Here is a 26,949-nt window from a genome sequence, read left to right as displayed (position 1 = left end):
TCATAACTGACAGCGGCTTTTTTCATGCCATAAATGCCGAGAGGAGTGATGAAATGGCCGTTTTTCGCATTGAACGGACCCGTGATTATACCGTGATGTCCAACCACCACCTCCGCGACAAGGCGCTGTCGCTGAAATCCAAGGGACTGCTTTCCATGATGCTGTCCTTGCCGGAGGACTGGAACTACACCACACGCGGCCTCGCCAAAATCTGCAAGGAGGGCGTGGACGCCATCGGCGGGGCGCTGCGGGAGCTGGAAAGCGCCGGGTACATTGTCCGCCACCAGATGCGGGACCGCCAGGGGCGGATCAGCGACACCGAGTATGTCATCTATGAGCAGCCCCAGCCCAAAGCGCCGGATACGCCCCAGCCGGATACGGCTTCACCAGATACGGAAAACCCGTATCTGGCTGACCCGGATACGGAAAAGCCCGCTGAATTAAATATAGAGAAATCAAGGACCCAAAAATCAAATACCCAGGGATCAAGTACCGATTCCATTCCCTTCCGGGGCTTTACGGCAGCGCAGCTGCCGGAACGGAAAGGACGGGATGCGATGTCGGTGGAAGAAATGCAGGAGTATCGGGATTTGGTGTTGGAGAACATCGAGTACGACCACCTGTGCCGGGAATTCTCTACCTACCGGGAGGATTTAGACGAGATCGTGGAGCTGATCGTGGAAACGGTCTGCGCCAAACGCAAGACCACCCGGATCGCCGGGGCGGACTTTCCCCATGAGGTGGTGAGGTCCCGGTTCTTGAAGCTGGACAGCTCCCACATCGAGTTCGTCATGGAGTGCCTGCACAACAACACCACCGAGGTCCGCAACATGAAGCAATACCTGCTGACCGTGCTGTTCAACGCACCCACCACCATCAGCAACCACTACACGGCCCAGGTCAACCACGATATGTACGCAGGCGGCTGGTAACGGCCGCCTTTTTGTCTGCACCGCCCAAGGAGGGGTGATATGAACCAGATGGAAATTTTCAAAAACCCGGAGTTTGGCAGCGTCCGGGTCATTGATGAGGACGGCAAGTACCTGTTCTGCGGAACGGATGTAGCAAGGGCTTTGGGGTATTCGATTCCCAGCAAAGCGGTAAACACCCACTGCAAAGGGGTTTCCAAAATGGAAGCCCCTACGAGTGGCGGGGTACAAAAGCTCTTGTTTATCCCGGAAGGCGACGTCTACCGCCTCATTGTCCACAGCAAGCTGCCCTCGGCGGAGCGATTTGAACGCTGGGTGTTCGATGAAGTCCTTCCCAGCATCCGCCAGCACGGGGCCTACCTCACCAGAGAAAAGCTGTGGGAGGTCGCCACCTCGCCGGAGGCGCTGCTGAAGCTCTGCTCCGACCTGCTGGCCGAGCGCGAGAAGAACGCGGCCCTGCAAGCGGACAACGCCCGGCTGCAAGGCAAGGCTGTCTACTACGACCTGTTCATCGACCTGCGCCACAGCACCAACCTGCGCACCACCGCCAAGGAGCTGGACGTGCCGGAGCGGCGCTTCGTCCGCTTTCTGCTGGAACGCCGGTACGTCTACCGCACCCCGTCGGGCTGTGTGCTGCCCTACGCCAAAGGCAGCAACGAGGGGCTGTTCTGCGTGAAAGATTTTTGCCGCAACGGCCACACCGGCTCTTACACACTGGTGACACCCAAGGGCAAGCTGCACTTTGCGGAACTGCGCCAGTTGATTTTGGTGACGGTATGACGGGCCGCCACCTGTTACGGCGGCTGGTGGTCCCGCCTTAGTACCCAAGACCGCTTTCTGCATAACCGACGAAGGGAGGCGAGAAAAATGCAGGAGGAAGTGGAAAACAGGACTTTGACGCTGGTAGTCAGCGGCACCAAGTTCACCGGGCGGCTGTTCAAGGCCGCCATATCCAAGTACATGGCCCACCGCAGGGAGAAAAAGCTGAACAAGCAGCGCGGCCGGGATTCCCCCGTTACCCCCAAGGGCAAACAGACGGTGAAGCAGCTCATCGGGCAGAACCAGGGCGTTTCCAACATCGAGATCAACGACCCGTCCATCCGGGACTTTGAGCGCATCGCCCGCAAGTACGGCGTGGACTATGCGGTGAAAAAGGACCGCAGCACTTCGCCGCCCAAGTACCTGATCTTCTTCAAAGCCCGCGACGCCGACGCGCTGACCGCCGCTTTTTCTGAATACACACAGAAAAAGGTCAAGAAGGCCAACCGCAGCGAGCGCCCGTCCGTGCTGGAGAAGCTGGCGCAGTTCAAAGAACTGGTAAAAAGCGCCGTGGTGGACCGCGCCCACAGGAAGGAGCCGGAGCGATGAAGCAGCTGAATGTGAAAAAGCTGGTCCTTTTGAACCTGCCCTATATCCTGCTGGGGCTGTTCGCCACCAACCTGGGGGAAGCCTGGCGTCTTGCCGTCGGCGAGGACGCTTCGGCCAAGATGCTTTCGTTTTTCTCCACGCTGCCGGTGGCGCTGGGGAGCTGGTGGCCCAGCCTGCACCCGCTGGACCTGGCCGTGGGACTTTGCTGCGGCGCGGCGCTGCGGCTGGCGGTGTACCTGAAAGGCAAAAACGCCAAGAAATACCGCCACAACATGGAGTACGGTTCGGCCAGATGGGGCACCCACGACGATATTGCCCCCTACATGGACCCGGTGTTCCAGAATAACGTCATTCTGACCCAGACCGAACGCCTCACCATGTCCAGCCGCCCCAAGAACCCCAAGTATGCCCGCAACAAGAACGTGCTGGTCATCGGCGGCAGCGGTTCCGGCAAGACCCGGTTCTGGCTCAAGCCCAATCTGATGCAGATGCACAGCTCCTACGTCGTTACCGACCCCAAGGGCTATACTTGGGTGGGATAGAGAAAAGGAACGTCACACAAAGAAAAGCCAACAAGGAAAGGAGGTGAAAACCGTGGCCAGAACTGAAGATATCAAGATTACGGCTCTGTATGAGAGACTATCCCGTGATGACGAGCAGGTGGGCGAATCCAACAGCATTCAGAACCAGAAGATGTACCTGGAGGAGTACGCCCGGCAGCATGGACTGCGGAACATCCGGCACTTTTGGGACGATGGCTACACCGGCACCAACTTCAACCGCCCCGGCTTCAACGCCCTTTTGAGTGAGATTGAGGCAGGCCATGTAGCTACCCTGATTGTCAAAGACCTGAGCCGGTTCGGGCGAAACTACCTGCAGGTAGGCTACTACACAGAAGTTGTGTTCCCCAAGAAGGGTGTCCGCTTCATCGCCATCAACAACAGCGTGGACAGCGCGAAGCCCTCGGACAACGACTTCACCCCGTTCCTGAACATCATGAACGAGTGGTACGCCAAGGACACCAGCAACAAGATCAAGGCGGTGTTCAAGGCCCGGATGAAAAAAGGAATGCGGTGCAGCGGCTCTATCCCTTATGGCTACAAGCGGACCAAAGAGGACAAACAGCTGCTTCTTGTGGATGAACCGGCAGCCGAGGTTGTCCGAAAGATTTACCGCCTGGCCTGCCAGGGGTTGGGGATGACAGCCATTGCCGAGCAGCTGTCGGCAGAAAAGGTACTGATTCCATCCGCCTATGCTGCCAAATACTTCCCTGAAAATTGCAGACACAACAAAATGGCAGACCCTTACCGTTGGACGGCCACCACTGTGGGCTATATCCTAGACCGGCAGGAATACCTGGGGCATACGGTACTAGGTAAGTCCATTTGCGAAAACTTCAAGACCAAGCAGCGCCGAGCCGCTACCGCCGACGAGCTGATGATCTTCCCCAATACCCATGAGGCCATTGTGGATCAGGACACCTGGGACATTGCACACAAGCTGCGGCTGCGGAAACAGCCCAAAGCAGCCAACGGGACCTATACTCATCGCCTGTCTGGCTTGATCTACTGTGCGGACTGCGGGGCAAGAATGGGTTTCTGCGGCTCAGAAAACGAAAAACACTACGATTCGTCCTCCGCCTTCCAGTGCGGAAACTACCGTAGCACCACCAACCAATGTGCTTCCCATTTTGTCCGAACTTCGGTTCTGGAGACGGTCATCTTAAAGGCAATTCAGGCTGTCAGCCGGTATGCCCTGGAAAACGAGGCGGAGTTTATAGCCGATCTCAAGAGCGTCTGGGATGAAAACAAAGCCAAAAGCGAGGACACCGGCCAGCATGAGCTGGAAGAAGCCAGAAAACGAGTAGCTGAACTGGATGCCATGATTCAGAATCTGTACGAGAGTTCCATGAAAGGTGTACTGCCGGAGCGGCAGGCCCAACGGATGATCCAGCAGTACGATGAAGAACAGATCTTGCTGGAACGCCGAATGGAGGAACTGGAAAACCAGATTCGGCAGGAGTCAGTGAAGAAGGCAGACACCGAGCGGTTTCTGGCCCTGGTCGAAAAGTACCGCGATTGTCATGAGCTGACAGACGCCATGCTCTATTCCTTCATTGACCGGGTCGAGGTACATGAAGCCACCGGGGGCCGCACCATCTACCGCAAACAGAACATTGATATATACTTTAATTTTATTGGCAGTTACTACCCGCCCTCTGAAACCGTCTCGGAGGAAGATCGAATTGCCGCCATTGATGCAGAACAGCTTCGCAAGAAACAGGAAAAGGGCAAGCGAGCCAGCGAACGCCAGCAGCAGAAGCTGAAAGCCCTGCGGGAGGCAGCGAAAGCCGGGGACCCTGAAGCAGTGGCCAAGTATGAGGAACATCTCCGCAAACAGCGGGAGCGCAACCACAGATACCGCCAGCAAGTACAGCAAGCCAGAGCAGCCGACCCGGAGCATCTGCGGCAGCTGGATGAAAAGGAGCGGCTCAAACAGGAAAGGCTTCTGGAGAAAGAACGCAAGCGGTCAGAGCGGTCTGCCCAGCGGGCCAAGCTGACACGGGCAGAGCTGAAAGACAAGGCCAAGACTGACCCGGAAGCCGCTGCCAAGTGGGCCGCTCTCAAGGCCAGAGAGGCCGAGGCCCGGCAGCGCAAAAGGGAGCGTGAAGAAGCCCGGATGGCAGCAGACCCGGAATATGCCGCCATGATGGCGGAGCGAAAGGTCGAATATGAACGCACCCGGACAGCCAAACGCAAGGCCGAACATGATGCCCTGGTGGAGCGGGCCAGGACAGACCCCGAAGCCGCCCGGCAGCTGGCAGAACAGCGAAAGTACCAGAGTGAGGCGGCTGTGAAAAGCTACCAGAAGATGAAGGCAGCCGCAGAGGCTGGGGACCCGGAGGCCATCAAACGATACGAAGCCCACCTTGCCAAGCGCAGGGAGGACTACCATAAAAAGAAAGAAAAGCAGGAGGCGATTTCAGCATGAAGCTCGAACCGAGAATCCATGACAGCAGAAATGGTCTAGATTATGTCCTGACGGACCATTATTATCTCCCGGCGCTGAGGCTGCCGGAAGATAAGCGTCCCATCGGCCGCTGGGGCCGATTACATAAGGAATACCTGAAAACTTACAGGCCGGTCCTTTATCAAGCGCTGCTTCTGTCCGGCAAGCTGTATACCATCCTGGCCGATCTGGATGAACAGGCTGCCGAACGGTGCAGCCTGATCGTCCAGCAGATGGCCCAGGCCGAGAGCATCACGGAGGAACTGAAAGCAGCCGATCCGGTACGCTGGGTGCAGGGCATGAACTCCATCCGCAGCCGGGCTGAGGAGATCATCCAGGCTGAGATGATCTGTGTGTGAGGAGGGCAGGACAATGATTCTGGAAGCAATCTATAGCGGCGACTTTTATCCCAGCGAAACGGTTGTACCGAAGTCTGAAAAATACCGGAACGCACTGAAAGCTTGTGAGAAGATTATGGATCGGCTGGCCGAAAAGCTGAGCAAAGAAGATTACGACCTGGTGGAAGAACTTCAGGATCAGGCTTCCATCGCCCAGTGCGAGGAGAATGAGTGCCATTTCAAGGTTGGCTTCTCGGCCGGGCTGCTGGTGCAGCAGGAAGCGGTGGAGCAGGTCAAGAAGATCAATGACAAATGAAACAGCGGCAGGCGTCCGGTTGGACGATCCTGCCGCTGTTTCATTTATAAAAAAGTTGAGATCTGAGGGAGAAACTGGACCACCCGAAAGGCAAAAAAGCTTTTACCGATGTGCCTTCTCAAGAATCCACTTTCATCATGCGATATCCAACGCCAATGTGTGTTTGGATATATTGGGGAGAACCCGGCTCTTTTTCCAACTTTTTGCGTAGAGTGGCCATAAATACACGCAATGAAGCTACATCATTTTCCCAGCTTCTTCCCCAGATCTGCTGTGTGATATACGTGTGAGTCAGTACTTTTCCTACGTTTTTGCATAACAGACAGAGCAGCTTGTATTCACTGGGAGTCAAGTGAAGCTCCTGCCCGTCCAGAAAAGCACAGCCTGCTGCATAATCTACCTTTAACTTGCCATTGGTAAAGACAGAATCTATATTGGTCGAGCCGGCCTGCAATGCGGTCAGCCGCCGCTGAATGACCCGGAGCCTTGCAAGCAGTTCTTCTACAGAAAAGGGTTTGGTCAGGTAATCATCGGCACCAGCGTCCAGGGCTTCGATTTTATCTGTATCCTCGCTCCGGGCGCTGATGACAATAATTGGGACATTGGACCAGGAACGAACTTTGTGGATCACTTCCACACCATCCACATCCGGCAGTCCCAGATCCAGCAGGATGATTTCCGGGTTGTGGGAGGAAGCCTCCAGCACCGCGGACTCTCCGTTTGCTGCAGTCAAAAAGCGGTAATCGTGAGCTTTTAAAGTTGTGGTTATCAGGTTGCGAACGGGAATGTCGTCCTCGACCACCAAAATCAAAGGTTTATTCATGTAATTCAACCTCCCCGGCTGGTACAGAAAATGTAAAGACAGATCCATGGGGCAGATGATCGGTCACGGTGATTTCTCCTCCATGCGCATTGACGATGGATTTGCACAGTGCCAGACCCAGTCCCATGCTGCGGCGGCTGTCAACAATTTGGTTGGATACAGTATAAAACATCTCAAAAACGTGCGGTTTGGCCTGGTCGGGAATGCCCGGCCCGTTGTCCGCCACTGAAATATAAATAAAGTCCCCCTTGCGGTTCCACTCGATAGTGATGTCAGATCCCGGGGGCGTATACTTGATGGCATTGTCGATGATGTTGATCAGAACCTGAACAATCAGCTTGGCGTCGATCTGCGCCAGAAGGTATTCGTCACTGTTTTGCACATGCAGGTGATATTCCACACTTTTCCGGTTGATGTGGCGCAGCGCTTCTGCTACGACCTCGTCCACCAACTCCGTTGACATGTGCAGATTCATCCGGCCTTCTTCCAGCCGGCTGACCGACAGAAGATTTTCCACCAGGTTGATGAGCCACATGGCATCATCGTAGATGTCAGTATACATTTGCTTCTTGGTCTTGTCGTCAAACAAATCTCCGTTGGAGAGTAGGTTGCTGGCATTTCCGGAAATGGAAGTAAGAGGGGTACGCAGATCGTGAGAAATAGATCGAAGCAAATTGGCGCGGAGCTGTTCATTTTTGGCCAGAACCGCAGCAGCTTCTTTTTCCTCCAGGTTCTTTTGGCTTTCAAGAGCCAGGGCGCATTCGCCTAGAACAGAAAGGAGAACACTGGTCTCAAAGGAATCCAGAGGATTGTCCGATGTGGCAATGCCCACCACGGCGTAGACCTGGTCTCCTTTCCGAACGGATAGATAGGTGCAGCGGGAATCAGAAAAAGTTTCCGTTCCCGCGCCGGCTCTTTTGTTGTTGGTTACAACCCACTGGGCTACCTCACGCTCCTTTTCCGAGGTATAACGATCGGTGGAAGCTGTGTCATCCATAAGAAAGATTTCAGAGGCTGTGAGCTTTTCCTGCTGGATGCGGTATACGATGATATCGCGCTGAAACATCTTTAACAGCTGTTTTGCGGTGACCGAAAGAATTTCTTCCTGCGTTCGGGCTTTTTGGAGTGTCTGATTGGTTTCAAAGAGAAGTTTGGTGCGCCATGCCACCTGGGCCGACCGTTTGGCGTGGGACTTCAGCTTGGAGGCTAGAGATCCGGTCAACAGGGAAACAAGGAACATGACGAGAAAGGTGACCGGGTAGCCGCTCTCATAGACATGCAGAGAAAATCTGGGGTTTGTGAAACAGAAATTAAAGGTGAGCACGCTGAAAACAGCGGCAAAAAAGCTGCAGATGGAACTCTTTGTGGACACGGAAACAAGCAAGACCCCCAAAAGATAGAGGGCAATGATATTGGCATCTGTGAAGCCCAGCTCATAAAACAGAAAGCCGATGAGAGTGGTGGAAACAAGGATTACCGCGCTCTTAAACAGATCCAGAAGGGACAAGGACGGCAGATGCACAGTCTCCCGGTATCGAGTGGAGAGCAAATGGTTCATTCCGTTGTCGGGAATGATGTGAATATCCAGCTCCGGCGTGAGATCAATCAGTCGGTCGGTCAGAGATGCCTTGTGGAACCAGGGGCGGGAAGGAAATCCGCTGCGGCCCAGCACGATTTTTGTGACCCCGGACAAATGGGAAAATTCGGAAATCTGATAGGCTACATCGTCGCCATATACGGTTTCGACGGATGCGCCCAGCTGCTGTGCCAGATGGATATTGGCCCGAAGGCGCTCTTTGTCCGGCGGAGACATCCATTGGAAGTCTTTCGTTTCCACAAACAGTGCGGTTAACTCACATTTGAATGCGCTGGCCATACGCGCGGCAGTACGGATGATTTTTTCATTGGAGGGAGAAGAAGAAAGGCATACCAGAATATGTTCATGGGAGCGATAGCCTGTCCCATTTTGCCCGGACTGGGTATACAGGGCCACCCGATCTGCGCAGCGGCGCAGGGCAAGTTCCCGAAGCGCGCTCAACTGAGAGAGAGAATATCGGGAAAGGAGCTGAACCTTTTTCTGTTCCAGCAAGCGCTGCTGGAGCCTTTCAGGTTCTATGTCAATGAATTCCACCCGGGATGCCCGGTCAAATACGTGGTCGGGGATACGTTCGGATGTGGAAAAGCCCAGAATGGAAAAAACAGTGTCCTGGATGCTTTCAATGTGCTGGACGTCCAGAGTCGTGTAGACATCGATGCCTGCTTTCAGAAGTTCCTCGATATCCTGGCAGCGTTTTCTGTGGCGGGATCCATCTATGTTGGTGTGGGACAGGTCCTCGATCAGGATCAGCTGCGGCCGTCTTTTGATGCAGGCGTCCAGATCTAGTTCGGATTCTGTGTGTCCATCCTGTGCAACCGTTTTGCAGTGTACTGTCTCAAAATCTTCGGCCAGCGGCGGGTCAGACGGCCATGCATCAAAGGATAACAGTCCAATCACCACGTCCTGCCCTTCCCGCTTGGCCGCTCTGGCGGCTTCCAACATGGCATGTCTTTTTCCGGCGCCGCAAAAATAGCTGGCAAAAATAGTCAGTTTGCCGGGCGCCTTTCTTGCAACTTGATCGGATAATGCGGGAGCATGCATCACCTTGTCCTCCTTTCATTCCAGTGTATTATAACATACTTTTAGATGATTGCCTGCAAAGTTGACGAATCGATTCAGTAAATGGCACAGATGCTCCGCCGCCCTCTCATGAAATACCTTTCGTTCCGACTGCCGCATCCTTGATGGCTCATCATCTTTCGAGAGTCTTTCAACAACGTCATTATCCATTTCTCATCTAAAGGAGGCGTTAATCTGTTAAGACAGACATTAAGATGACATTAAGACAGAGAACTCCTGCTTGTTTGAAGTCGCTTTGAGTATTGGTGGCTTTTTCTGTACAACAACTGTAGGTAAGAGCTCACAAAATCCATTTTTTGGTCAAACACTTTATGAAACCATTCACATCCAGCCGAACAGGAACGCCAGGGACAGGGCAACAGCGGTGGTGCATACACAAACCGCGGCCATCGTGAAAAGGGGCAGTCCAATATAAATCAGGAACAGCTTAAACCCCTGGTGACAGAGCAGGAAATTTTCAATCCGGGCGTCTATCCGGCTTTCACAACAAGAGATGCATTTTATACGTGTGAACATATCGATCTCCTCCTTACGGCTCTATCATAGCGCACAGGGACTAAAACTGGAGAAAAGATTGTCGGGATGGGATTAAAACCAAATAAAAGGCCGCCGGCCCGCCTGATGTACAGGAGAGCCGGTGACCTTTTTGCATCAAAGAAAATGGTATGTGCGCTATGCCGGAAAATCCGCAGGGGAGGGGAATTACGCAAGGCCCATTGCTTTGGCAATGTCCAGGTTGACACCCAGAACGTTGACGGTCTCTTCGCCAAAAATACCAAGCAGTTTTCCCTCTGTGTTGTTCTCCACAATCTGCTCAAGTTCCTCCTGGCTGAGGCCGGAAGCGGCTGCCAGGGCAGGAATTTGAATCCGGGCCGATGCAGGGGTGATATGCGGGTCCAGCCCGGAGCCAGAAGCGGTTACCAGATCGGCAGGGATATCCTCCCGTTTAACCTCCGGGTTTGCCTCCAGAAAAGCCTCGATGTCTGCTTCGACCCGCTGGGTCAGAGCAGGATTGGAGGGCGCGTAGTTGTTGGAACCGGAACCAATCCCGGCGAACGGGGTGCCGTCACTGTAGTACCGGTTGCCCTGTTCGTCCTGGTAGTAGGTGTTGTAGTGGTAAGCGGAAGGGCGCCCCTTCATGAAATAGGGCTTGGTGAACTCCTGGCCCACATGGGCGGACCCCACCGCCTGGCCGTAGGAATAGACCAGACTGCCATTGGCCTGACTGGGAAAGAGAACCGCAGAAATCCCGCTGAGCAGGACCGGAAACACAAAGCCGCAGAGCAGCAGCAGGATCAGTGCCATCACCAAAGACTGACGCAGGCTGTGAAAAAAGGTATTCTTATAGGTTACTTCGTCCATCGTAAGGAGCCTCCTCAGATATGCAGTGCGGCCAGAATCGGGGCAATCAGAGTGTCGATGATTTTGATGCCGACAAAGGGGGTGACCACACCGCCCAGACCGTAGATCATCATGTTCCGGGCCAGCATTTTGCCGGAAGACATGGGGCGGTACTTGACGCCCTTCATGGCCAGAGGAATCAGGCAGGGAATGATGATTGCGTTGAAAATCAGGGCCGACAGGATAGCGCTGTTCTGGGTGCTCAGGTGCATGATGTTCAGGACACCCAGCTGGGGAATCGCCGCCATAAACATGGCCGGAATGATTGCAAAATACTTTGCAATATCGTTCGCAATGGAGAAGGTGGTGAGGGAGCCGCGGGTGATGAGCAGCTGCTTGCCGATCTCCACCACTTCCAGAATTTTGGTGGGGTCAGAGTCCAGATCCACCATGTTGGCGGCTTCCTTGGCTGCGGTGGTGCCGGAGTTCATGGCCAGGCCCACATTGGCCTGGGCAAGGGCGGGGGCGTCGTTGGTGCCGTCGCCGGTCATGGCAACGATTTTTCCCTCGGCCTGCTCTTTTTTGATGACGCGAATCTTGTCCTCGGGCTTGCACTCGGCAATAAAACCGTCCACCCCGGCTTCCTTTGCAATGGTGGCTGCGGTCAGGGGATTGTCGCCGGTGCACATGATGGTTTTGATGCCGATGGCGCGCAGACGCTCAAAACGCTCTGCCATGCCGGGCTTGACGGTGTCTTTCAGGTAAATAACGCCCAGAATCTGGTTGTTCTGGCACACGACCAGGGGCGTGCCGCCCAGAGAAGAAACTTTCTCTACATGGGTGCGCAGGTCAGCAGGGACTTTTCCGCCCTGCGCCGTAATATACTGCTCGATGGCGTCCGAAGCGCCCTTGCGGACCCGGGTGCCGTCGGGCAGGTCCACGCCGCTCATGCGGGTCTGGGCGGTGAACTCTACAAAGGAAGAACCGGGAATCTCCTGGCTGTTGTCTCCCAGACGGCGAGCCAGTTCCAGCGTGGATTTTCCCTCGGGGGTCTCGTCGTGAAGACTGGTCAGAGCTGCACAGCGAATCAGCTCGCTGCGGCTTGCCCCCTCCACGGGGAAGAAGTCGGCAGCCAGACGGTTGCCAAAGGTGATGGTGCCCGTTTTGTCCAGAATCATGGTGTCCACGTCGCCACAGGCCTCCACGGCCTTGCCGGACATGGCGATCACATTGAACCGGGTGACGCGGTCCATACCGGCGATGCCGATGGCGGACAGCAGGCCGCCGATGGTGGTGGGAATCAGACAAACCATCAGGGCGATCAGGGTGGACAGCGGCAGCTGAACCCCGCAATACATTCCGATGGGGTACAGGGTGACAATGACAATCAGAAAAATGATGGTCAAGGAGACCAGAAGGGTGCTCAGGGCGATTTCGTTGGGGGTCTTTTTCCGGGAGGCGCCTTCCACCAGAGCGATCATGCGGTCCAGAAAGCTGTTGCCGGGATCGGAGGTGATCTGGATTTTCAGCCAGTCGGACACCACCGTGGTGCCGCCGGTCACTGAGCAGAAGTCGCCGCCGCTCTCACGGACGACGGGGGCGGATTCTCCAGTGATGGCCGACTCATCCACCGAGGCAATACCCTCGATGACCTCGCCGTCGCCGGGAATGACCTCTCCGGCCGATACCATCACGATGTCGCCTTTTTTCAGCTCGCTGGAGGAAATCAGGGTCTCGCTGCCGTCCGGACGCAGCAGGTGAGCCTGGGTGTCCTTCTGGGTCTTTTTCAGGCTGGCGGCCTGGGCTTTGCCCCGGCCCTCCGCTACAGATTCTGCAAAGTTGGCGAACAGTACCGTAATCAGCAGAATGATGGAAACAATCAAGTTGTAAGTACGCAGGCCGGTGTCGCCTTCGCCGAACAGCCCCGGCATGATTGTCAGCAGCAGTGTAATGAAGAAGCCGGTTTCCACGACGAACATAACCGGGTTCTTAATCATATACCGGGGGTCCAGCTTTTTTACCGAGCCGATGAACGCCTGTTTGAGGATTTCACCGGTCAGCAGCTTTTTGTTTTGTTTCTTGCTCATATTACGAATATCCTCCTTAGCCCCAGAGGGTCAAATGCTCGGCAATGGGGCCCAGAGCCAGCGCCGGGAAGAAGGTCAACGCGGCAAAGATATACACCACGAACACAAGAATCACTGCAAAGCTCGCCGTGCTGGTTTGCAGTGTGCCGGCAGACTCGTTGATATAGTTTTTCTTCATCAGGGAGCCGGCGATGGCCAGTTGAATCACAATGGGCAGATACCGCCCCAGGAACATGACGATGCCGGTGGTCATGTTCCAGAAGTAGGAGTTGTCCGCCAGCCCTTCAAAACCGGAGCCGTTGTTCGCCGCAGAGGAGGCGTATTCATACAGCACCTGGCTCAGGCCGTGGAAACCGGGATTGGTAACGCCGGCCTGCCCGGCGGATGTCGTCACCGCCAGGGCAGTAAAGGACAGGATCAGCAGGGGATGGATGATGATGGCCAGTGCCGTCAGCTTCATTTCGCGTCCCTCGATCTTCTTGCCCAGATATTCGGGGGTGCGGCCCACCATCAGCCCGCAGATGAACACCGCCAGGATGGCGTACAGAATCATGTTCATGAGGCCCACGCCCTTGCCGCCAAAGACACAGTTGAGCATCATGTGCAGCATCGGCACCATTCCGCCCAACGGCGTCAGGGTGTCGTGCATGTTGTTGACGGTGCCTGTGGTGAAGGATGTTGTTACGGTGGTAAACAGAGCGGATTGGGCGATGCCGAAGCGGACTTCCTTGCCCTCCATGCTGCCTGCGGACTGGTTGAGGCCGATCTCCGCCAGAGCCGGGTTGCCCTGCAGCTCAGCCCAGTAGCAAAGGCTCAGGCCAACCAGGAACAAAATTCCCATGGCCAAAAAGATGCTGCGGCCTTCTTTGCCCAGCAGCCGGGCCGTGATGCCTTCCGGATGGGCGGACAGCATATTTTCCCGGGTCGAGTCCTTCTGATTCTGGAGACGTCCGTCACCCACCATCTTGCCGAAGGTAATGACACAGGCGCCGGGCAGCAGCATCATGGAATACAGTTCAATCAGGTTGGACAGGATGGTGGGGTTCTCCATGGGGGTGGCGGAGTTGGCGCCGAAGAAGCCGCCGCCGTTGGTGCCCAGGTGCTTGATGATTTCAAGCGCCGCCACCGGCCCCATCCCCAAAACCTGATACGTGCCTTCCAGGGTCTGCACCACGACATTCTCCGAGAAATTCTGCGGCACACCCTGCCATACCAGCAGCAGCCCGCCCACCAGGGAGAAGGGCAGCAGCACGCGGGTGGTGATGCGAACCAGATCGGCAAAGAAGTTGCCTACATGATCTTTTGTCTTGCCGGCCAGGCCGCGGATGAACGCGACACAGGCGGCATAGCCGCTGGCTGCGGAAACAAACATCATAAAGATGATGACCAGCATCTGGGAGAGGTAGCTCAGGCCGCTTTCGCCGGAGTAGTGCTGCAGGTTGGTGTTGGTCATAAAACTAATGATGGTATTAAAGGCCAGGTCCGACTTCATGCCCTGAATCCCGTTGGGATTCAGAAGGGGAATGCTCTGGATGCGGAGAATCACATAGCCAACAGCCATCATCACCGCGTTGGTGCCCAGCAGGGCCAGGGCGTACTGTTTCCAGTTCATGCCCTTTTGAGGGTCCACGCCGCCCAGCTTGTAAATGACCCCGTCGACCCGATCCATAACGGGGTCGGCAAAGGTGTGTTTTCCTGCGGCGATATGATAAAGATACCGCCCCACTGGAATAACAAGGATCAAATAAATGATGCATGTCAGGACCAGCTGTACCATACAAAAAACCTCCTATACAGTGTCCTCGATCTTAAAACCGATCCGGATGCGCCAGGGCGTATACCAGATATCCGCCCAGCAGCAAAACAATGACTCCAAGCAAAATCATAAATCTCAACTCCTGTACTTTCTTATTCCTCGGATTCGACCTGCCGCTGGCACCAGTTCGCCAGCAGTACGACAAGGCCAAAACCGGCCAGTATGATTCCGATCATCAAGCAATCCATCATTTCCGGTGCCCCTTTCAACATGGATGAGTCAGCAAAACATCCAATATTTATTTTGCGCTCCTAGGATAGCGCAGCGGGTCATAAGGCAGGGTTAAGGAAGATGGCGCGGCATTAAGAAGAAATGAAGATCCTGTCTTTCCCTCCGGATGGGAGCAATCCCGCTTCCTGTGAAAGCGGCGGGGGAAAAGGGGATTTTTCCGGCTGTTTTGGAGTCATGGCACCTCTTTGCCGCGCTCTTCCTGCAGTCGGATGCGCTCCTGGCTCAGGCCGCACTCGTTTAGAATGGCAATAAGAAGGTTTTTTTCAAAGGCGTCCGGTATGGAGTAACCTGCAACGGGGACTGCTACAATTCCCATGACCCCTTGCGTCCCCCGGACAGAGAGAAAAAACCATTTGGAATCCGGCAGCGTACTTGTGGTTGCGCCGGCATACTTGTTGTTGGCTTGTACCCACTTGGCCACGCCCATTTCTTCGGTACCCAGCTGGGCCAGGACTTCCTGTGCATCGGACGGCTCCGCCCGGAACGACAAATCTTGTCCGGATTTGCTCAAGGCGTAGAGGATGGGCCGATCAAAAAGCCGGCTCAGCTGTTCTGCCGTCAGACGGAGGCAATCCCATTCGGTGCGTCCCTGCTGCAGTTTTTGGCTGCTTTCCAGGAGAAGTTCTGTGTAATAACTTTTTTGTGCAGCCATGCGTGCCTGGGCTTTGACTCGGCTGGCCAGAGAACTGGCAATGATGCTAGCGGAAAGCATGGTCAGAAAGGTGACGGGATAGTTGGGGTCATTGGCGCGGAAAGTGAAACGGGGCTCTGTAAAAAGAAAGTTGAAGGCGGCAACACTGAAAAGGGATTCTACGGCTCCATACAGGTGACCGTCTGTAGACACCGCCGTAATGAGAACCCCCAAAATGTAAACCGTGATGATATTGGATTCACTGAAACCGGCGTGGTAAAATCCCAATCCGGCCATCGAGGATAGGATCAAAGCCGCCAATGTGATGCAGGCGTCTTTCCCCGTAAAGTGCGATTTAGGAAGGTGGAACTTTCCGAGCGGTTTTTTATAGAGCGGCTGGTGATCCGGAATGATGTAAATGTCCAGGTCAGTCAGTGCGATCAGCCGGTCAGCCAGACTCTTTTTTCCGATGAGTGGGTTTTGCTTGTGGTTGATGCGGCCCATCACGATTTTGGTCACGCCGCTGACGCGGGCATATTCCGCAATCTGTACAGCGGGGTCGGTTCCGTAGACGGTGGAAATCTGGGCGCCCAGCTGCTCCGCCAGATGCAAATTGCTGCGCAGGCGTTTCAAGTTGTCACCGGACAACTCTTTGGTCTCCGGCGTCTGCACAAATAGGGCTGTGAATCCGCTGTGGAAGGCTTCTGCCATCCGTGCAGCGGTTCGAATGACTTTTGGATTGGATGGGGAAGAAGACAGACAAATCAAAATATGTTCTCCGGCTTTGGCGCTTTTTTCTCTCCCTTCCTGCAATGCGGTCCGGTTGAGCTGGTCCGCGGTGCGCCGCATGGCAATCTCGCGCAGGGCAGCCAGGTTTTCTACGGTGAAAAAGTTTTGGAGCGCTTGTTTTGCTTGGCGCTCCTGGTATACTTTTCCTGCCTGGAGACGCTTCACCAGCTCATCCGGCTCGATATCTACCAGTTCCACCTGATTGGCCCGGTCAAAGATACGATCGGGGATGCGTTCATGGACCGCAATGCCTGTGATGGAGGATACTAAATCGTTGAGGGACTCCAAATGCTGCACATTGACGGTGGTGTATACATTGATTCCGGCCTGAAGCAGTTCTTCCACATCCTGATACCGCTTTGTGTGCCGGCATCCTGGAGCATTGTTGTGAGCCAATTCATCTACCAGAATGAGCTGGGGCTTGCGCTGAAGGGCCTGATCCAGATCAAATTCTTTGAGCTTGATGCCGCGATAGTCGATTTCTCTGCAGGGCAAAACTTCCAGCCCCTGCAAGAGAGCAAGGGTGTCTGGTCTGGCATGGTGCTCCACGTAGCCTGCCACCACATCAATCCCTTCTTTTTGGGCCTGGTGCGCTGCTTGCAGCATCGCATAGGTTTTGCCGACACCTGCGGCGTATCCAAAAAAGATTTTCAGTTTTCCGGGGAAAATTGTGCTTTTCTGACCGGGAAAGCAATCTGACATTATTTGAGGTGTGTTTTCCATATCCATCATCTCCTGTAATCTCAGTGGATCGGATCCATAGAAAATCGCTATAATCATAGCATGCGGAGCACTATAAAATCATAAAAGATTTTCTATCTACGTTAAGATTGAATGAAGATCAAAATCAATAGGATTCAGCAGATGCAGGAGGACAGAATTTGGATTTTACACGAGCAATGAAGGCTCCTTCTAAACGGGAGATCTATTTTTTATGTTTCAGAGATACAAAACACACAACTCTGCTGAGAAGAGCAAAAAGCTTTCGTATTAAATGATTGGGCAAAGTAAAAAAGAAGATTTTTATCATTTGAAAAAGTGGATATTTTTGTATACGGGTTGCAGTGCAAATGACGCAAGAAGGAGTTCCAGTGTCCCTTGAGAGGCCTGTTGGTGAAGGTCCCTCAAACTCCCGATTTTACCAGGAGTTATGACTTTAATAAAGAAGGTGAAGACTTATGAGCAAAAAACTAGACCGCATGAAATCCCAAAAGGCCCAGGCCGAACAGAAGCTCCGCTACTACCAGCACCAGGAGAAAATGCTGGAGCACCGCATACCAGAACTGACCAGCAAAGCCCGAACTCATCGCCTCTGCACCCGCGGGGGAATGCTGGAGAGCTTCCTAATCTGCCCCGGAGAGTTGACTGATGACCAGGTGATGGAGCTGCTGAAACTCTCATTCCGTCAGCAGGAGGTTGCGCTGGCCCTGGCAAAGATGATTCACGATGTGCAAGAAGCCCGGAACGTTCCAACCCTATTGTAATAGGGCGCAATTATACACCGTTCCGGTGCAATTGCGGTCTTGCAGACGGCTTGATGAAATCGGGCTGGCGTTTCGTTCACCATTCCGATTTCATCCCAAGGAAAACTGCATTTTCCTTGCGCTGCTCCGCAGCTATCCTTTTGCAGCTCTCGCCCAGGGCAGAAGCGCCCCCGCTCCGTCCCTGGACAGAGAGCACAACTGAATACGATTCCAGACCGTTCGTCAAGAGCAATCCTGACGGGCGGTTTTTGTTTTGGAGGTGATATCCATTCCGTGTCCGCATTTTCAAATCACCATCACCCAGCGCAGCAAGGGCCAGTCGGCGGTGGCAGGTGCCGCCTACCAGAGCGGCGAGAAGCTGTTTTCTGAGTACGACCAGAAAACCAAAAACTACTCTGGCAAGCGCGGCATCCTGTACACGGAAATCATGCTGCCATCTCACGCTCCGCCGGAATACGCCAACCGGGAAGCCCTATGGAACTCGGTGGAGGCAGCCGAAAAGCAATGGAATGCCCAACTGGCCCGGCGATTTGTACTGGCCCTGCCCAAAGAAGTTCCACCAGAGCAGTACCCACAGATGGTCCGGGACTATTGCGAGAAGCAGTTTGTTTCCAAGGGGATGATTGCTGACTTCGCCATTCATGATCCGGCCCCGCCCGGACACAATGTTCACTGTCATGTGATGCTGACCCTTCGTGCCATGGACGAACAAGGCAAGTGGCTCCCCAAGAGCCGAAAGGTGTACGACCTGGATGAAAACGGCGAACGCATCCGGCTCCCGTCGGGGAACTGGAAAAGCCACAAGGAGGATACCGTGGATTGGAACGACCAGAAGTATGCGGAGATCTGGCGGCAAGGCTGGGCTGATACCGTCAACCGCTATCTAGAAGCAGCAGATCGGCCAGAGCGGCTAGACTTGCGCTCCTATGAGCGGCAGGGCCTGGATGTGATCCCTACCGTCCACATGGGACCTGCGGTGGTGCAGATGGAGCGGCGAGGCATCCAGACTAATATCGGAAATCTCAACCGGGATATCAAGGCAGCCAACCAGATGCTGTCCGCTATTCGTAAAACCATTCGGGGTCTGCTGGACTGGATTGAAGAACTGGTCCAGGCTGAAAAAGAGCTGCTGAAAGAGGAAGCAGTCGCCACAGACCTTGGGGTGCTTCTCAATGATTATCTGAACCAGAGAAAAGCAGGACGAAGCGATTGGTCCTGGTCCGGGCAGCAGAAGGGCGACCTGAAGGACTTGAAGAATGTGGCAAGGGCTGTTGTCTATCTCCAACAGCATAAGATCTCGACTCTGGAGCAGCTGAACACCGTCCTGTCCGGCGTGAAACAAAAAGCCAGCCAGGCCAGTACCGGTATGCGAAAGGCCGAGAAGCGGATGAAGGACATTGTCGGGATTCAGAATGCCGTTTCAGTTTGCCAGGAACAGAAGCCCATCCATGACAAGTATCTGAAAATCGGCTGGAAGAAGCGGCAGGCCGCATTTGCCGAAAGCCACCAGGAGGAACTGAAAGCCTACAACAAAGCCTACCGCTATTTGAAAGCACAGCACGTTGATCTGAATGTGAATCTGGATGCCCTAGAGGCAGAGTACAGCAAACTGCAATCGGATCACTCAGCCTTTGCCCGACAGCTGGAACAGGTGCAGGCAGATTTGAAGCCGCTGAACGAAGTCCGCTATTGGGTCAGCCAGGTTCTGGGACCGGAAGCATTGGGCAAGGTAGAGAGTAAGCGTTCGGTGGTAGAGCAGCTCCGCCAGGCCGGAAAGCAAGACCCAAAACAGGACACGACATTCCAGAAAGAAAAAGAACAGAAGATGGAACTCTAAGGAACCTGACTTTGAAAGAAGTCAGGTTCTTTTTATTTGGGCTTTTATGGAGAAAGGAGAAATGCAGACATGGAGGAATTAAAGCAGGCTATGACACCACCGCAGGCAACCCCCGCAGGCACTTTCAGTGTGAAGATCGAAAACACCACCTATGTGGTAGGTATTCACTTCAGCCGGACTGCAAAAGACACTTTGGAGGACAAAATGAAGCGTTTGATGCTGGATGATGTTAAAACCGCCAATTTTTGAGGCAAAAATTCGGAAGATATTCCCTCTGAATATCTTGACAACGTCCTCCCCAAGGGCACCATCCTGGTGGAGTGCGGCAAAATGCTCCAGCGCGGCGCGCCCAAGCTGGGCAAGGACGGCAAGCCGGTGAAGGACAAGCACGGAAAAATCGTGTATGAGCCGTACCAAATCCGGGTGCTGAACACCATCAACTTCAACAAGTCGATGCACTATAACCCGTTCAGCTACATTCACTCGGAGAAGGATATTTTGAAGCTGGTAACGACCCTCATCGCCAACACCAAGGGCGAGGGCAAGGCCGGGGACGATTTCTGGGTCAAGGCGGAGACGCTTTTGTACTGTGCGCTCATCGGCTACATCCACTACGAGGCCCCGGTGGAGGAACAGAACTTCTCCACCCTCATCGAGTTCATCAACGCGATGGAGGTGCGGGAGGATGACGAGGAGTTCAAAAATCAGGTGGACTTGATGTTCGACGAGCTGGAAGCCAGAAGCCCCAACCACTTTGCGGTGCGGCAGTATAAGAAATACAAGCTGGCGGCGGGCAAAACCGCCAAGTCGATTTTGATTTCCTGCGGGGCACGGCTTGCCGTGTTCGATATTGCCGAGCTGCGGGAGATCACCTCCTACGATGAGCTGGAGCTGGATACCCTGGGCGACCGGCGGACGGCCCTGTTCCTCATTATGAGCGACACGGACGATAGCTTTAACTTCCTGATCTCCATGTGCTACACCCAGCTGTTCAACCTCTTGTGCGAGAAAGCCGACGACGTGTACGGTGGGCGGCTGCCGGTCCATGTGCGCTGCCTTATCGACGAGTGCGCCAACATCGGCCAGATTCCCAAGCTGGAAAAGCTGGTGGCGACCATCCGCAGCCGCGAGATTTCCGCCTGCCTGGTCTTGCAGGCACAGAGCCAGCTCAAGGCCATCTACAATGACAACGCCGACACCATCATCGGCAATATGGACAGTTCCATCTTCCTGGGCGGCAAGGAGCCGACCACATTGAAGGAGCTGGCCGCCGTGCTGGGCAAGGAGACCATCGACACCTACAACACCGGCGAGAGCCGTGGGCGGGAAACTTCCCACTCGCTCAATTACCAGAAGCTCGGCAAGGAGCTGATGAGCCAGGATGAGCTGGCCGTCATGGACGGCGGCAAGTGCATCCTCCAGCTGCGCGGGGTGCGGCCGTTTCTGTCGGACAAGTACGACATCACCCAGCACCCCAACTACAAGTACACCGCCGACGCCGACCCGAAAAATGCGTTCAGCATTGAAGATTTCCTGCGGGCCAGGCTGAAGCTGAAACCCAACCAGGTCTGCGACGTGTATGAGATCGACGCCGCAGCCGACGATTGATGTTCCGCTTATGAAAGGAGGGGTCCTATCTACCCGCCACAACCGCCCCGGACGGGGCCATTGGCGTACAAAGCGGACGATCTCTATCGAAAAAATGAAAAAGGAGGAAGGCCGGAATCAAGCCCCCGGAAACCGGGCGGCGATCATCCGGCTTTTGTATGCCTATGAACCATGACTAAATCAAACTTTTCAAACTGATTCCGGCCAACTTTATTTATGGAATTTTTTAATCAGGCAATCACCGTTCTCCAGACCCTCGTTATCGCCCTCGGTGCCGGTCTCGGCGTGTGGGGCGTCATCAACCTGCTGGAAGGTTACGGTAACGACAACCCCGGCGCAAATGCTCATGTGCCATAAAGTAACACACACAAGAATTTGATAGACAGCCACCCCTATTCCGTTATCTTCAGAACACATATACACTTCCGAAATGTTTCCGAAATCTTCGAGAACTATTGCAGATGTTCGATATAAGAGGTATTCTTGATATGAACAACTGAATAGAAGTGTCTTCGGGGCAGGGTGAAATTCCCGATTGGCGGTAAAGTCCGCGAGCGTGAAAACGCATGATTTGGTGCAATTCCAAAACCAACAGTATAGTCTGGATAAAAGAAGATAATATAGGATTTCAAAACAGCCACATCATGTTTTGCGTTCTATAAATTTTTAGCACCCAAAAGGCATTTCCTTTTAGGTGCTATTTTTTACGCAATGGAGGAAATTCATATGAACAGCAAAACTAAAAAAATCACAACAATCGGTATGCTATGTGCAATTACATATGTAATCATGGCCGTTGGAAGAATACCTGTCGTGTTATTTTTGAAATATGACCCGTCGGACGTTATAGTTACTTTAGGTGGATTGATTTGGGGGCCGATGACTTCTTGCATTGTATCGGTTATTGTAGCCACTATTGAAATGATAACAGTTAGTGACACGGGAATTTTAGGTTGCATTATGAATATTGTTCAAACGGTTTCCTTTGCGTGTACTGCTTCTGCGATTTATAAGAAAAAGCGGACTATCTCTGGCGCAGTAATTGGTCTTTTCGTTGGGTGTGTAACCACGGTTTCAGTTATGATGTTGTGGAATTACCTGATTACACCGCTTTATATGGGATACCCAAGAGAAGCAGTTGTAGAATTACTGCTCCCGGCATTTCTTCCCTTCAATTTATTAAAAAGTGTGTTAAACGCTGCGATAACATTTTTGCTATATAAACCTGTAATTACAGCCTTAAGGAAAAGCGGTTATGTTGCCATGTCGGAGAAAGAAAATAGTAAACAAAAACGAAATGGGTTAATCTTGCTGGCTGTTATGATTATTATTACTTGTGTTCTAATCATTTTATCAATGAATGGAATTATATGAGGATAGCTATGAAAGAAAAGGACAATATGGAACCTATTTATACGATAACGGGAACTGTTGTGCATGGCCGAGGAATCGGAAAGCACGTTGGGACACCTACCGCAAATATAGAAGTGGACGAACACGCGACTTTACCAGAAACAGGTGTATATGTGGCAAAAATCCTATTGGATAGTCAGACATATTATGGTGTTACCCATGTTGGAATGCGACCTACACTTGATAACGATAAAGCCATTTCAATCGAAACTCATATCTTTGATTTTGATAACGATATATACGGGCGTACTATGACTATCTATCTATATAAAAAAATAAGAGAAGTCAGGAAATTTAATGAATTATCCTTGCTGATAGAACAAGTTGCAACTGATAGATTATCAGCCAGAAAATTCTGGGGATTAAAGCAAACAAATTGTGCCTTATATGTTGATGTCAAAAGACATTGTGTAATGGTAGGCGAGCAGGAAGTGTATTTATCAGCAAATGAATTTGAGGTCTTTTACATGCTATACTTATCGCCTCAAATTACATTTACAAAGGAACAAATCTATGAAAGGATATGGCATGAACCAACCAATAACCATTTACACGCAGTAGAAAACACAGTTTTTCAAATACGCAAAAGGTTGAAACCGCATTGTAAAGGACACGAATATATAAAAACAGTAGTTGGCTATGGTTATAAATTTAATTCTGATTAGCAAAGCCAGCCGAGCCAGTCAACGGTCAAGATGAACGGCGCATACGCGCCGCCGTTGACAGCCCCGCCCGCCTTTGCTGGTAGGCAATCAAGGGGCGACAGCAAAAAGTGCTGTCGCCCCTTATAATACTGAAAATGCACAGATGTTAATTTGCATTGCTTGCCGCAACGAGACTTCTTTAGCTATAATGAAGTCGCCAAAGGCAAAGGAGGTATAGTGTATGTTTAGTGAGAATCTTAAATTCCTGCGAAAGAAAAAAGGACTATCGCAAGAGGAACTGGCTGTTCGGCTCAATATCGTTCGACAGACTGTATCAAAATGGGAAAAGGGCTTATCAGTACCAGATGCTGATTTACTGGTAAAACTGGCGGATATCCTTGAGGTAAGTGTCGCCGAGCTGCTGGGTGGAAATATCCCTGATTGCGAAGATACAAACGAGCTTGCGGAGCAGCTTTCCCGTATCAATGAGCAGTTAGCAATCAAAAATCGTCGTTCCCGTCGTATTTGGAAAGTCGTACTTGGAATAATTGTAGCATTTGTTGTTATCAATATATTCTTTGTTATTGTAGGCGTTATATCAAACAACTCCTACAGGGAATACACGAATGTTGAACAATTACCAATTTCTGAAGAAAATCAGACTTACGAAAATAATCCTTGATGATATCACTTTACATGGGGCGACAGCAAAAAGTGCTGCCGCCCTTTCTCATCATTCAGAAAGGAGGAATCTCCATGACCGATTTAGAGTATCAAGAACATATCCGGCGCACGCACAATGCCTATTGTAAAGTTGTCATTCGTCACGCAGCCATAGATGAAATCTTGAAGCTGCGCCGGAGGTGGGAACTGGAAGTTTCCCTTGACTATCTGATGAATGAGAAGTTTGTCCAGCTTGCCGAGCCGGAGCAGCTTGAAGAATATCTTTTTACCGTCTGCGGCCAGACCGCCGTTCTGTACCATGCGGAACTTGCCGCCGCCCTTGCCCTTTTGCCAGAGCAGACACGGGAAGAAATTTTCCGTTACTACTTCCTGCGCCAGCCGCAGCGTGTGATCGGCGTACATATCGGCCGGACGCGCAGCACAGCGGGGCGGCATATCCAGCTTGCCTTGAAGCGGCTCCGGCGGCTCATGGAGGGAAAACGCTATGAGTAAACTTCTCCCTTATGAAACAATCGTCAAAGCCCATGAGGGCGACCCGGACGCAATCGACACCGTTCTTTCCCACTACGCCGGATATATCCGCTACTGTTCCAAAGTACACGGGAAAGTCAACGCCGAGGTTGAGGAATATGTGAAGCAGAAGCTAATCGCCGCGCTGTTCAAGTTTCGCTTTGACCGATAAGCCCTACAACTGAATACCAGCCGCCCACCGGCGGCCAGCGAAAGCAGTAAGTCTGAAAAAGATTTACTGCTTTTTTGTTGCCCTGCTCCATTCCCGGCCATTTTGCCCTGTTCAGATTGTAGTAGTAAGTGAGGGAGAAATTTTCCTGCCCCGGCGTTTGGCATTTTTGATTTTTGTCCGTAGTAAGGAGCAAAGAGAAAATTGCCCGCCCTGTTTGGCAAATTTCAAAATGCGGTGGTGTGGGGAGTGAAAGGGAAAATTCTCTGCCCCGCCGGTTGCCAAAATCCTGTTGCCCGGATTACTAAGGCAAAAGAAAATTTGAGAAAATCCCCGTCCAGCGGGTAGCTGGCGGCCTTTGAAATGTATCTTTAGCGGAAAGGGAAAAAGCCGCAGCCAGCGGGTAGCAAAGCCCCGTTCCGGCGTCATATTGGCGAAAGAAAAAGATAGCACACAGCGGGCCGGAAGTCCTGTCCTGTCCGTTCTATGTACGGAAAAACCAGACAGGGGCAGTCTGCGGCAGTTACAGAGCAAGTTTCTACCACGGTGCCAAAATCCGCAATTCTGCGGTTTTGCCCCTCGCGGGAAACTTGTTGGGGAGTGCCTTCCCCAAACCCTGCTTTGCGGCTTTCGCCGCTTATCCCCGCCGCGCTCATGCGGCAAGAAAGGAGGTCACGACCATGCGAAAAAAATATAACACGCCCCACCGCAGCCGCGTTGTGAAAACCCGGCTGTCCGAAGATGAATATGCCGACTTCACAGCGCGGCTTGCGCCCTATGGTATCAGCCAGTCGGAATTTCTCCGGCAGGCGATACGGCGCACCACCATACGCCCCGTTATCCATGTGTCGGCGGTCAATGACGAGCTGCTTTCCGCTGTCGGAAAACTCACAGCCGAGTACGGCAGGATCGGCGGCAACCTCAACCAGATTGCCCGGTATCTGAACGAGTACGGCGCACCCTACAACGCGCTGTCCGGCGAGGTGCGCGCCGCCATAGCCGACCTTGCCGCCCTCAAGTATGAAGTCCTCAAGGAAGTAGGTGACGCAGTTGGCAACACTCAAGCATATCAACTCTAAAAACGCCGACTATGGAGCCGCCGAACAATACCTGCTGTTTGAGCATGACGAGTTTACCATGAAGCCCGTCCTTGATGAAACCGGCAGGCTTATCCCCCGCGAGGACTACCGGCTGTCCACGCTGAACTGCGGCGGGGAGGATTTTGCCGTTGCCTGTATGCGGGCAAATCTCCGCTACGGGAAGAACCAGCGGCGGGAAGATGTGAAAAGCCACCACTACATCATCAGCTTTGACCCACGGGACGGCCCGGACAACGGCCTGACCGTAGACCGGGCGCAGGCGTTAGGGGAGCAATTCTGTAAAGAGCATTTCCCCGGCCACCAAGCCCTTGTATGCACCCACCCGGACGGCCATAACCACAGCGGCAACATTCATGTGCATATCGTCATTAACAGCCTGCGGATTGAAGAAGTGCCGTTCCTGCCCTACATGGACAGGCCAGCCGACACGAAAGCCGGGTGCAAGCACCGCTGTACCAACGCGGCCTTGCGCTACTTCAAGTCTGAAGTCATGGAGATGTGCCACCGGGAGGGGCTTTACCAAATCGACCTCTTGAACGGCAGCAAGAACCGCGTCACAGACCGGGAGTATTGGGCGCAGAAAAAGGGGCAGGCCGCACTGGACAAGCAGAACGCCCCCATGATTGCGGGCGGTATCACACCCCGGCAGACCAAGTTTGAAACGAACAAGGAGAAGCTACGGCAGACCATACGCGCCGCGCTGTCTGCGGCGACTTCATTCGAGAACTTTTCCTCTCTGCTGCTGCGGGAGGGTGTGGCCGTTAAGGAGAGCCGGGGACGGCTGTCCTATCTCACGCCGGACAGGACAAAGCCCATTACCGCCCGCAAGCTGGGCGACGATTTTGACCGCGCCGCTGTCCTTGCCGTTTTGGAGCAGAACGCCCAGAGGGGTGTAACGGTTCGTTCCATCCCCCAGCCGCAACCCTACGCCGCCAAAGACGCTGACGGTGTGCAGCGCCTTGTGGACATCGAGCAGAAGATGGCCGAGGGCAAGGGCAAAGGCTACGAGCATTGGGCGAAGATACACAACATCAAGCAGATGGCCAAGACGCTGAATGTGTACCAGCAGTACGGCTTCACTTCCCCGGAGCAGTTGGAAGCTGCTTTTGATACCGCCTATGAGGAAATGCGCCAGACCAGCGGCG

Annotated in this window: 22 protein-coding genes, 3 pseudogenes and 1 riboswitch; of the genes and pseudogenes, 19 read left to right on the top strand and 6 right to left on the bottom strand. The window is 53.2% G+C overall.

Annotated features, from left to right (window positions below):
* Positions 1 to 53: 53 nt before the first annotated feature.
* The 7 genes and pseudogenes from B5F27_RS11275 to B5F27_RS11245 all read left to right on the top strand — a co-directional run bounded on the left by B5F27_RS11275 (position 54) and on the right by B5F27_RS11245 (position 5,960).
* On the top strand, positions 54 to 932 hold the full coding sequence (locus B5F27_RS11275) for a DUF6017 domain-containing protein (protein ID WP_087367703.1): 879 nt from the start codon (positions 54 to 56) through the stop codon (positions 930 to 932).
* A gap of 39 nt (positions 933 to 971) precedes the next feature.
* Entirely contained in the window at positions 972 to 1,709 is a 738-nt protein-coding gene (locus B5F27_RS11270) for a phage antirepressor KilAC domain-containing protein (protein ID WP_087367700.1), read from the top strand.
* Between the two features lie 87 nt (positions 1,710 to 1,796).
* Positions 1,797 to 2,297: a PcfB family protein gene (locus B5F27_RS11265; RefSeq protein WP_087367697.1), complete on the top strand. Its 501-nt coding sequence runs from the start codon at positions 1,797 to 1,799 to the stop codon at positions 2,295 to 2,297.
* A pseudogene (locus tag B5F27_RS11260) lies at positions 2,294 to 2,821 on the top strand (type IV secretory system conjugative DNA transfer family protein); the annotation flags it as partial. The gene B5F27_RS11265 and the pseudogene B5F27_RS11260, both read left to right, overlap by 4 nt.
* 70 nt (positions 2,822 to 2,891) lie before the next feature.
* Positions 2,892 to 5,288 (top strand): recombinase family protein, encoded by a 2,397-nt coding sequence (locus tag B5F27_RS11255; protein WP_087367694.1) that lies wholly within the window; start codon positions 2,892 to 2,894, stop codon positions 5,286 to 5,288.
* The gene (locus B5F27_RS11250; RefSeq protein WP_087367691.1) at positions 5,285 to 5,665 is read left to right on the top strand and encodes a TnpV protein; all 381 of its coding nucleotides are present in this window, start codon (positions 5,285 to 5,287) and stop codon (positions 5,663 to 5,665) included. The genes B5F27_RS11255 and B5F27_RS11250 overlap by 4 nt, the downstream gene beginning before the upstream one ends.
* A gap of 13 nt (positions 5,666 to 5,678) precedes the next feature.
* Complete coding sequence (locus B5F27_RS11245) at positions 5,679 to 5,960, top strand: DUF6809 family protein (RefSeq protein ID WP_087367688.1); 282 nt, start codon at positions 5,679 to 5,681, stop codon at positions 5,958 to 5,960.
* Positions 5,961 to 6,078: 118 nt separating this feature from the next.
* On the opposite strand, the gene B5F27_RS11240 is transcribed toward B5F27_RS11245, so the two are convergent.
* The 6 genes from B5F27_RS11240 to B5F27_RS11205 all read right to left on the bottom strand — a co-directional run bounded on the left by B5F27_RS11240 (position 6,079) and on the right by B5F27_RS11205 (position 17,078).
* On the bottom strand, positions 6,079 to 6,783 hold the full coding sequence (locus tag B5F27_RS11240; RefSeq protein WP_087325305.1) for a response regulator transcription factor: 705 nt from the start codon (positions 6,781 to 6,783) through the stop codon (positions 6,079 to 6,081).
* A complete protein-coding gene (locus B5F27_RS11235) occupies positions 6,776 to 9,421 on the bottom strand; it encodes a sensor histidine kinase KdpD (RefSeq protein ID WP_087367685.1) in 2,646 nt (881 codons plus the stop codon). Before B5F27_RS11235 ends, B5F27_RS11240 begins: the two co-directional genes overlap by 8 nt.
* A gap of 741 nt (positions 9,422 to 10,162) precedes the next feature.
* Entirely contained in the window at positions 10,163 to 10,822 is a 660-nt protein-coding gene (gene kdpC / locus B5F27_RS11225; protein ID WP_087325311.1) for a potassium-transporting ATPase subunit KdpC, read from the bottom strand.
* 14 nt (positions 10,823 to 10,836) lie between these two features.
* A complete protein-coding gene (kdpB, locus tag B5F27_RS11220) occupies positions 10,837 to 12,888 on the bottom strand; it encodes a potassium-transporting ATPase subunit KdpB (RefSeq protein ID WP_087325313.1) in 2,052 nt (683 codons plus the stop codon).
* Positions 12,889 to 12,904: 16 nt separating this feature from the next.
* On the bottom strand, positions 12,905 to 14,665 hold the full coding sequence (locus tag B5F27_RS11215; protein ID WP_087325314.1) for a potassium-transporting ATPase subunit KdpA: 1,761 nt from the start codon (positions 14,663 to 14,665) through the stop codon (positions 12,905 to 12,907).
* A 442-nt stretch (positions 14,666 to 15,107) separates the two neighbouring features.
* Complete coding sequence (locus B5F27_RS11205) at positions 15,108 to 17,078, bottom strand: DUF4118 domain-containing protein (RefSeq protein ID WP_242962173.1); 1,971 nt, start codon at positions 17,076 to 17,078, stop codon at positions 15,108 to 15,110.
* Positions 17,079 to 17,533: 455 nt separating this feature from the next.
* Between B5F27_RS11205 and B5F27_RS11200 the strand changes: the two genes are divergently transcribed.
* From B5F27_RS11200 to B5F27_RS11145, 12 genes and pseudogenes are all read left to right on the top strand, one after another.
* Complete coding sequence (locus B5F27_RS11200; protein ID WP_087367682.1) at positions 17,534 to 17,839, top strand: DUF3847 domain-containing protein; 306 nt, start codon at positions 17,534 to 17,536, stop codon at positions 17,837 to 17,839.
* Positions 17,840 to 18,098: 259 nt separating this feature from the next.
* Positions 18,099 to 19,676 (top strand): MobQ family relaxase, encoded by a 1,578-nt coding sequence (gene mobQ, locus B5F27_RS11195; RefSeq protein WP_242962174.1) that lies wholly within the window; start codon positions 18,099 to 18,101, stop codon positions 19,674 to 19,676.
* A 90-nt stretch (positions 19,677 to 19,766) separates the two neighbouring features.
* Positions 19,767 to 19,925, top strand: coding sequence for a transposon-encoded TnpW family protein (locus tag B5F27_RS11190; RefSeq protein WP_087367730.1), 159 nt, complete (start codon positions 19,767 to 19,769; stop codon positions 19,923 to 19,925).
* 48 nt (positions 19,926 to 19,973) lie between these two features.
* Positions 19,974 to 21,284: pseudogene (locus B5F27_RS11185) on the top strand (type IV secretory system conjugative DNA transfer family protein); the annotation flags it as partial.
* Between the two features lie 216 nt (positions 21,285 to 21,500).
* Positions 21,501 to 21,623 (top strand): annotated as a pseudogene (locus B5F27_RS11180) (Maff2 family protein); the annotation flags it as partial.
* Positions 21,624 to 21,788: 165 nt separating this feature from the next.
* A riboswitch (FMN riboswitch) is annotated at positions 21,789 to 21,905 on the top strand.
* 105 nt (positions 21,906 to 22,010) lie between these two features.
* Positions 22,011 to 22,658: an ECF transporter S component gene (locus B5F27_RS11175; RefSeq protein ID WP_087367676.1), complete on the top strand. Its 648-nt coding sequence runs from the start codon at positions 22,011 to 22,013 to the stop codon at positions 22,656 to 22,658.
* Positions 22,659 to 22,666: 8 nt separating this feature from the next.
* Positions 22,667 to 23,362 (top strand): riboflavin kinase, encoded by a 696-nt coding sequence (locus tag B5F27_RS11170; RefSeq protein WP_087367673.1) that lies wholly within the window; start codon positions 22,667 to 22,669, stop codon positions 23,360 to 23,362.
* A 220-nt stretch (positions 23,363 to 23,582) separates the two neighbouring features.
* Positions 23,583 to 24,023: a helix-turn-helix domain-containing protein gene (locus tag B5F27_RS11165; RefSeq protein ID WP_087367671.1), complete on the top strand. Its 441-nt coding sequence runs from the start codon at positions 23,583 to 23,585 to the stop codon at positions 24,021 to 24,023.
* Between the two features lie 74 nt (positions 24,024 to 24,097).
* Positions 24,098 to 24,517 carry a sigma factor-like helix-turn-helix DNA-binding protein gene (locus B5F27_RS11160; RefSeq protein ID WP_087367668.1) on the top strand — a complete coding sequence of 140 codons (420 nt, stop codon included), beginning with the start codon at positions 24,098 to 24,100 and terminating at the stop codon, positions 24,515 to 24,517.
* Positions 24,510 to 24,707, top strand: a complete 198-nt coding sequence (locus B5F27_RS11155; protein ID WP_079699044.1) for a helix-turn-helix domain-containing protein — start codon at positions 24,510 to 24,512, stop codon at positions 24,705 to 24,707. Before B5F27_RS11160 ends, B5F27_RS11155 begins: the two co-directional genes overlap by 8 nt.
* 677 nt (positions 24,708 to 25,384) lie before the next feature.
* A complete protein-coding gene (mobC, locus tag B5F27_RS11150) occupies positions 25,385 to 25,783 on the top strand; it encodes a plasmid mobilization relaxosome protein MobC (protein ID WP_087367665.1) in 399 nt (132 codons plus the stop codon).
* A partial coding sequence (locus B5F27_RS11145; RefSeq protein ID WP_087367662.1) for a relaxase/mobilization nuclease domain-containing protein occupies positions 25,755 to 26,949 on the top strand: 1,195 nt, incomplete at its 3' end. The genes mobC and B5F27_RS11145, both read left to right, overlap by 29 nt.

This window comes from Faecalibacterium sp. An192 (genome assembly GCF_002160175.1).
Lineage (GTDB): Bacteria > Bacillota > Clostridia > Oscillospirales > Ruminococcaceae > Faecalibacterium.
Note: the sequence above shows the minus strand (reverse complement) of the source record. Positions and strands in the feature narration are given on the sequence as shown.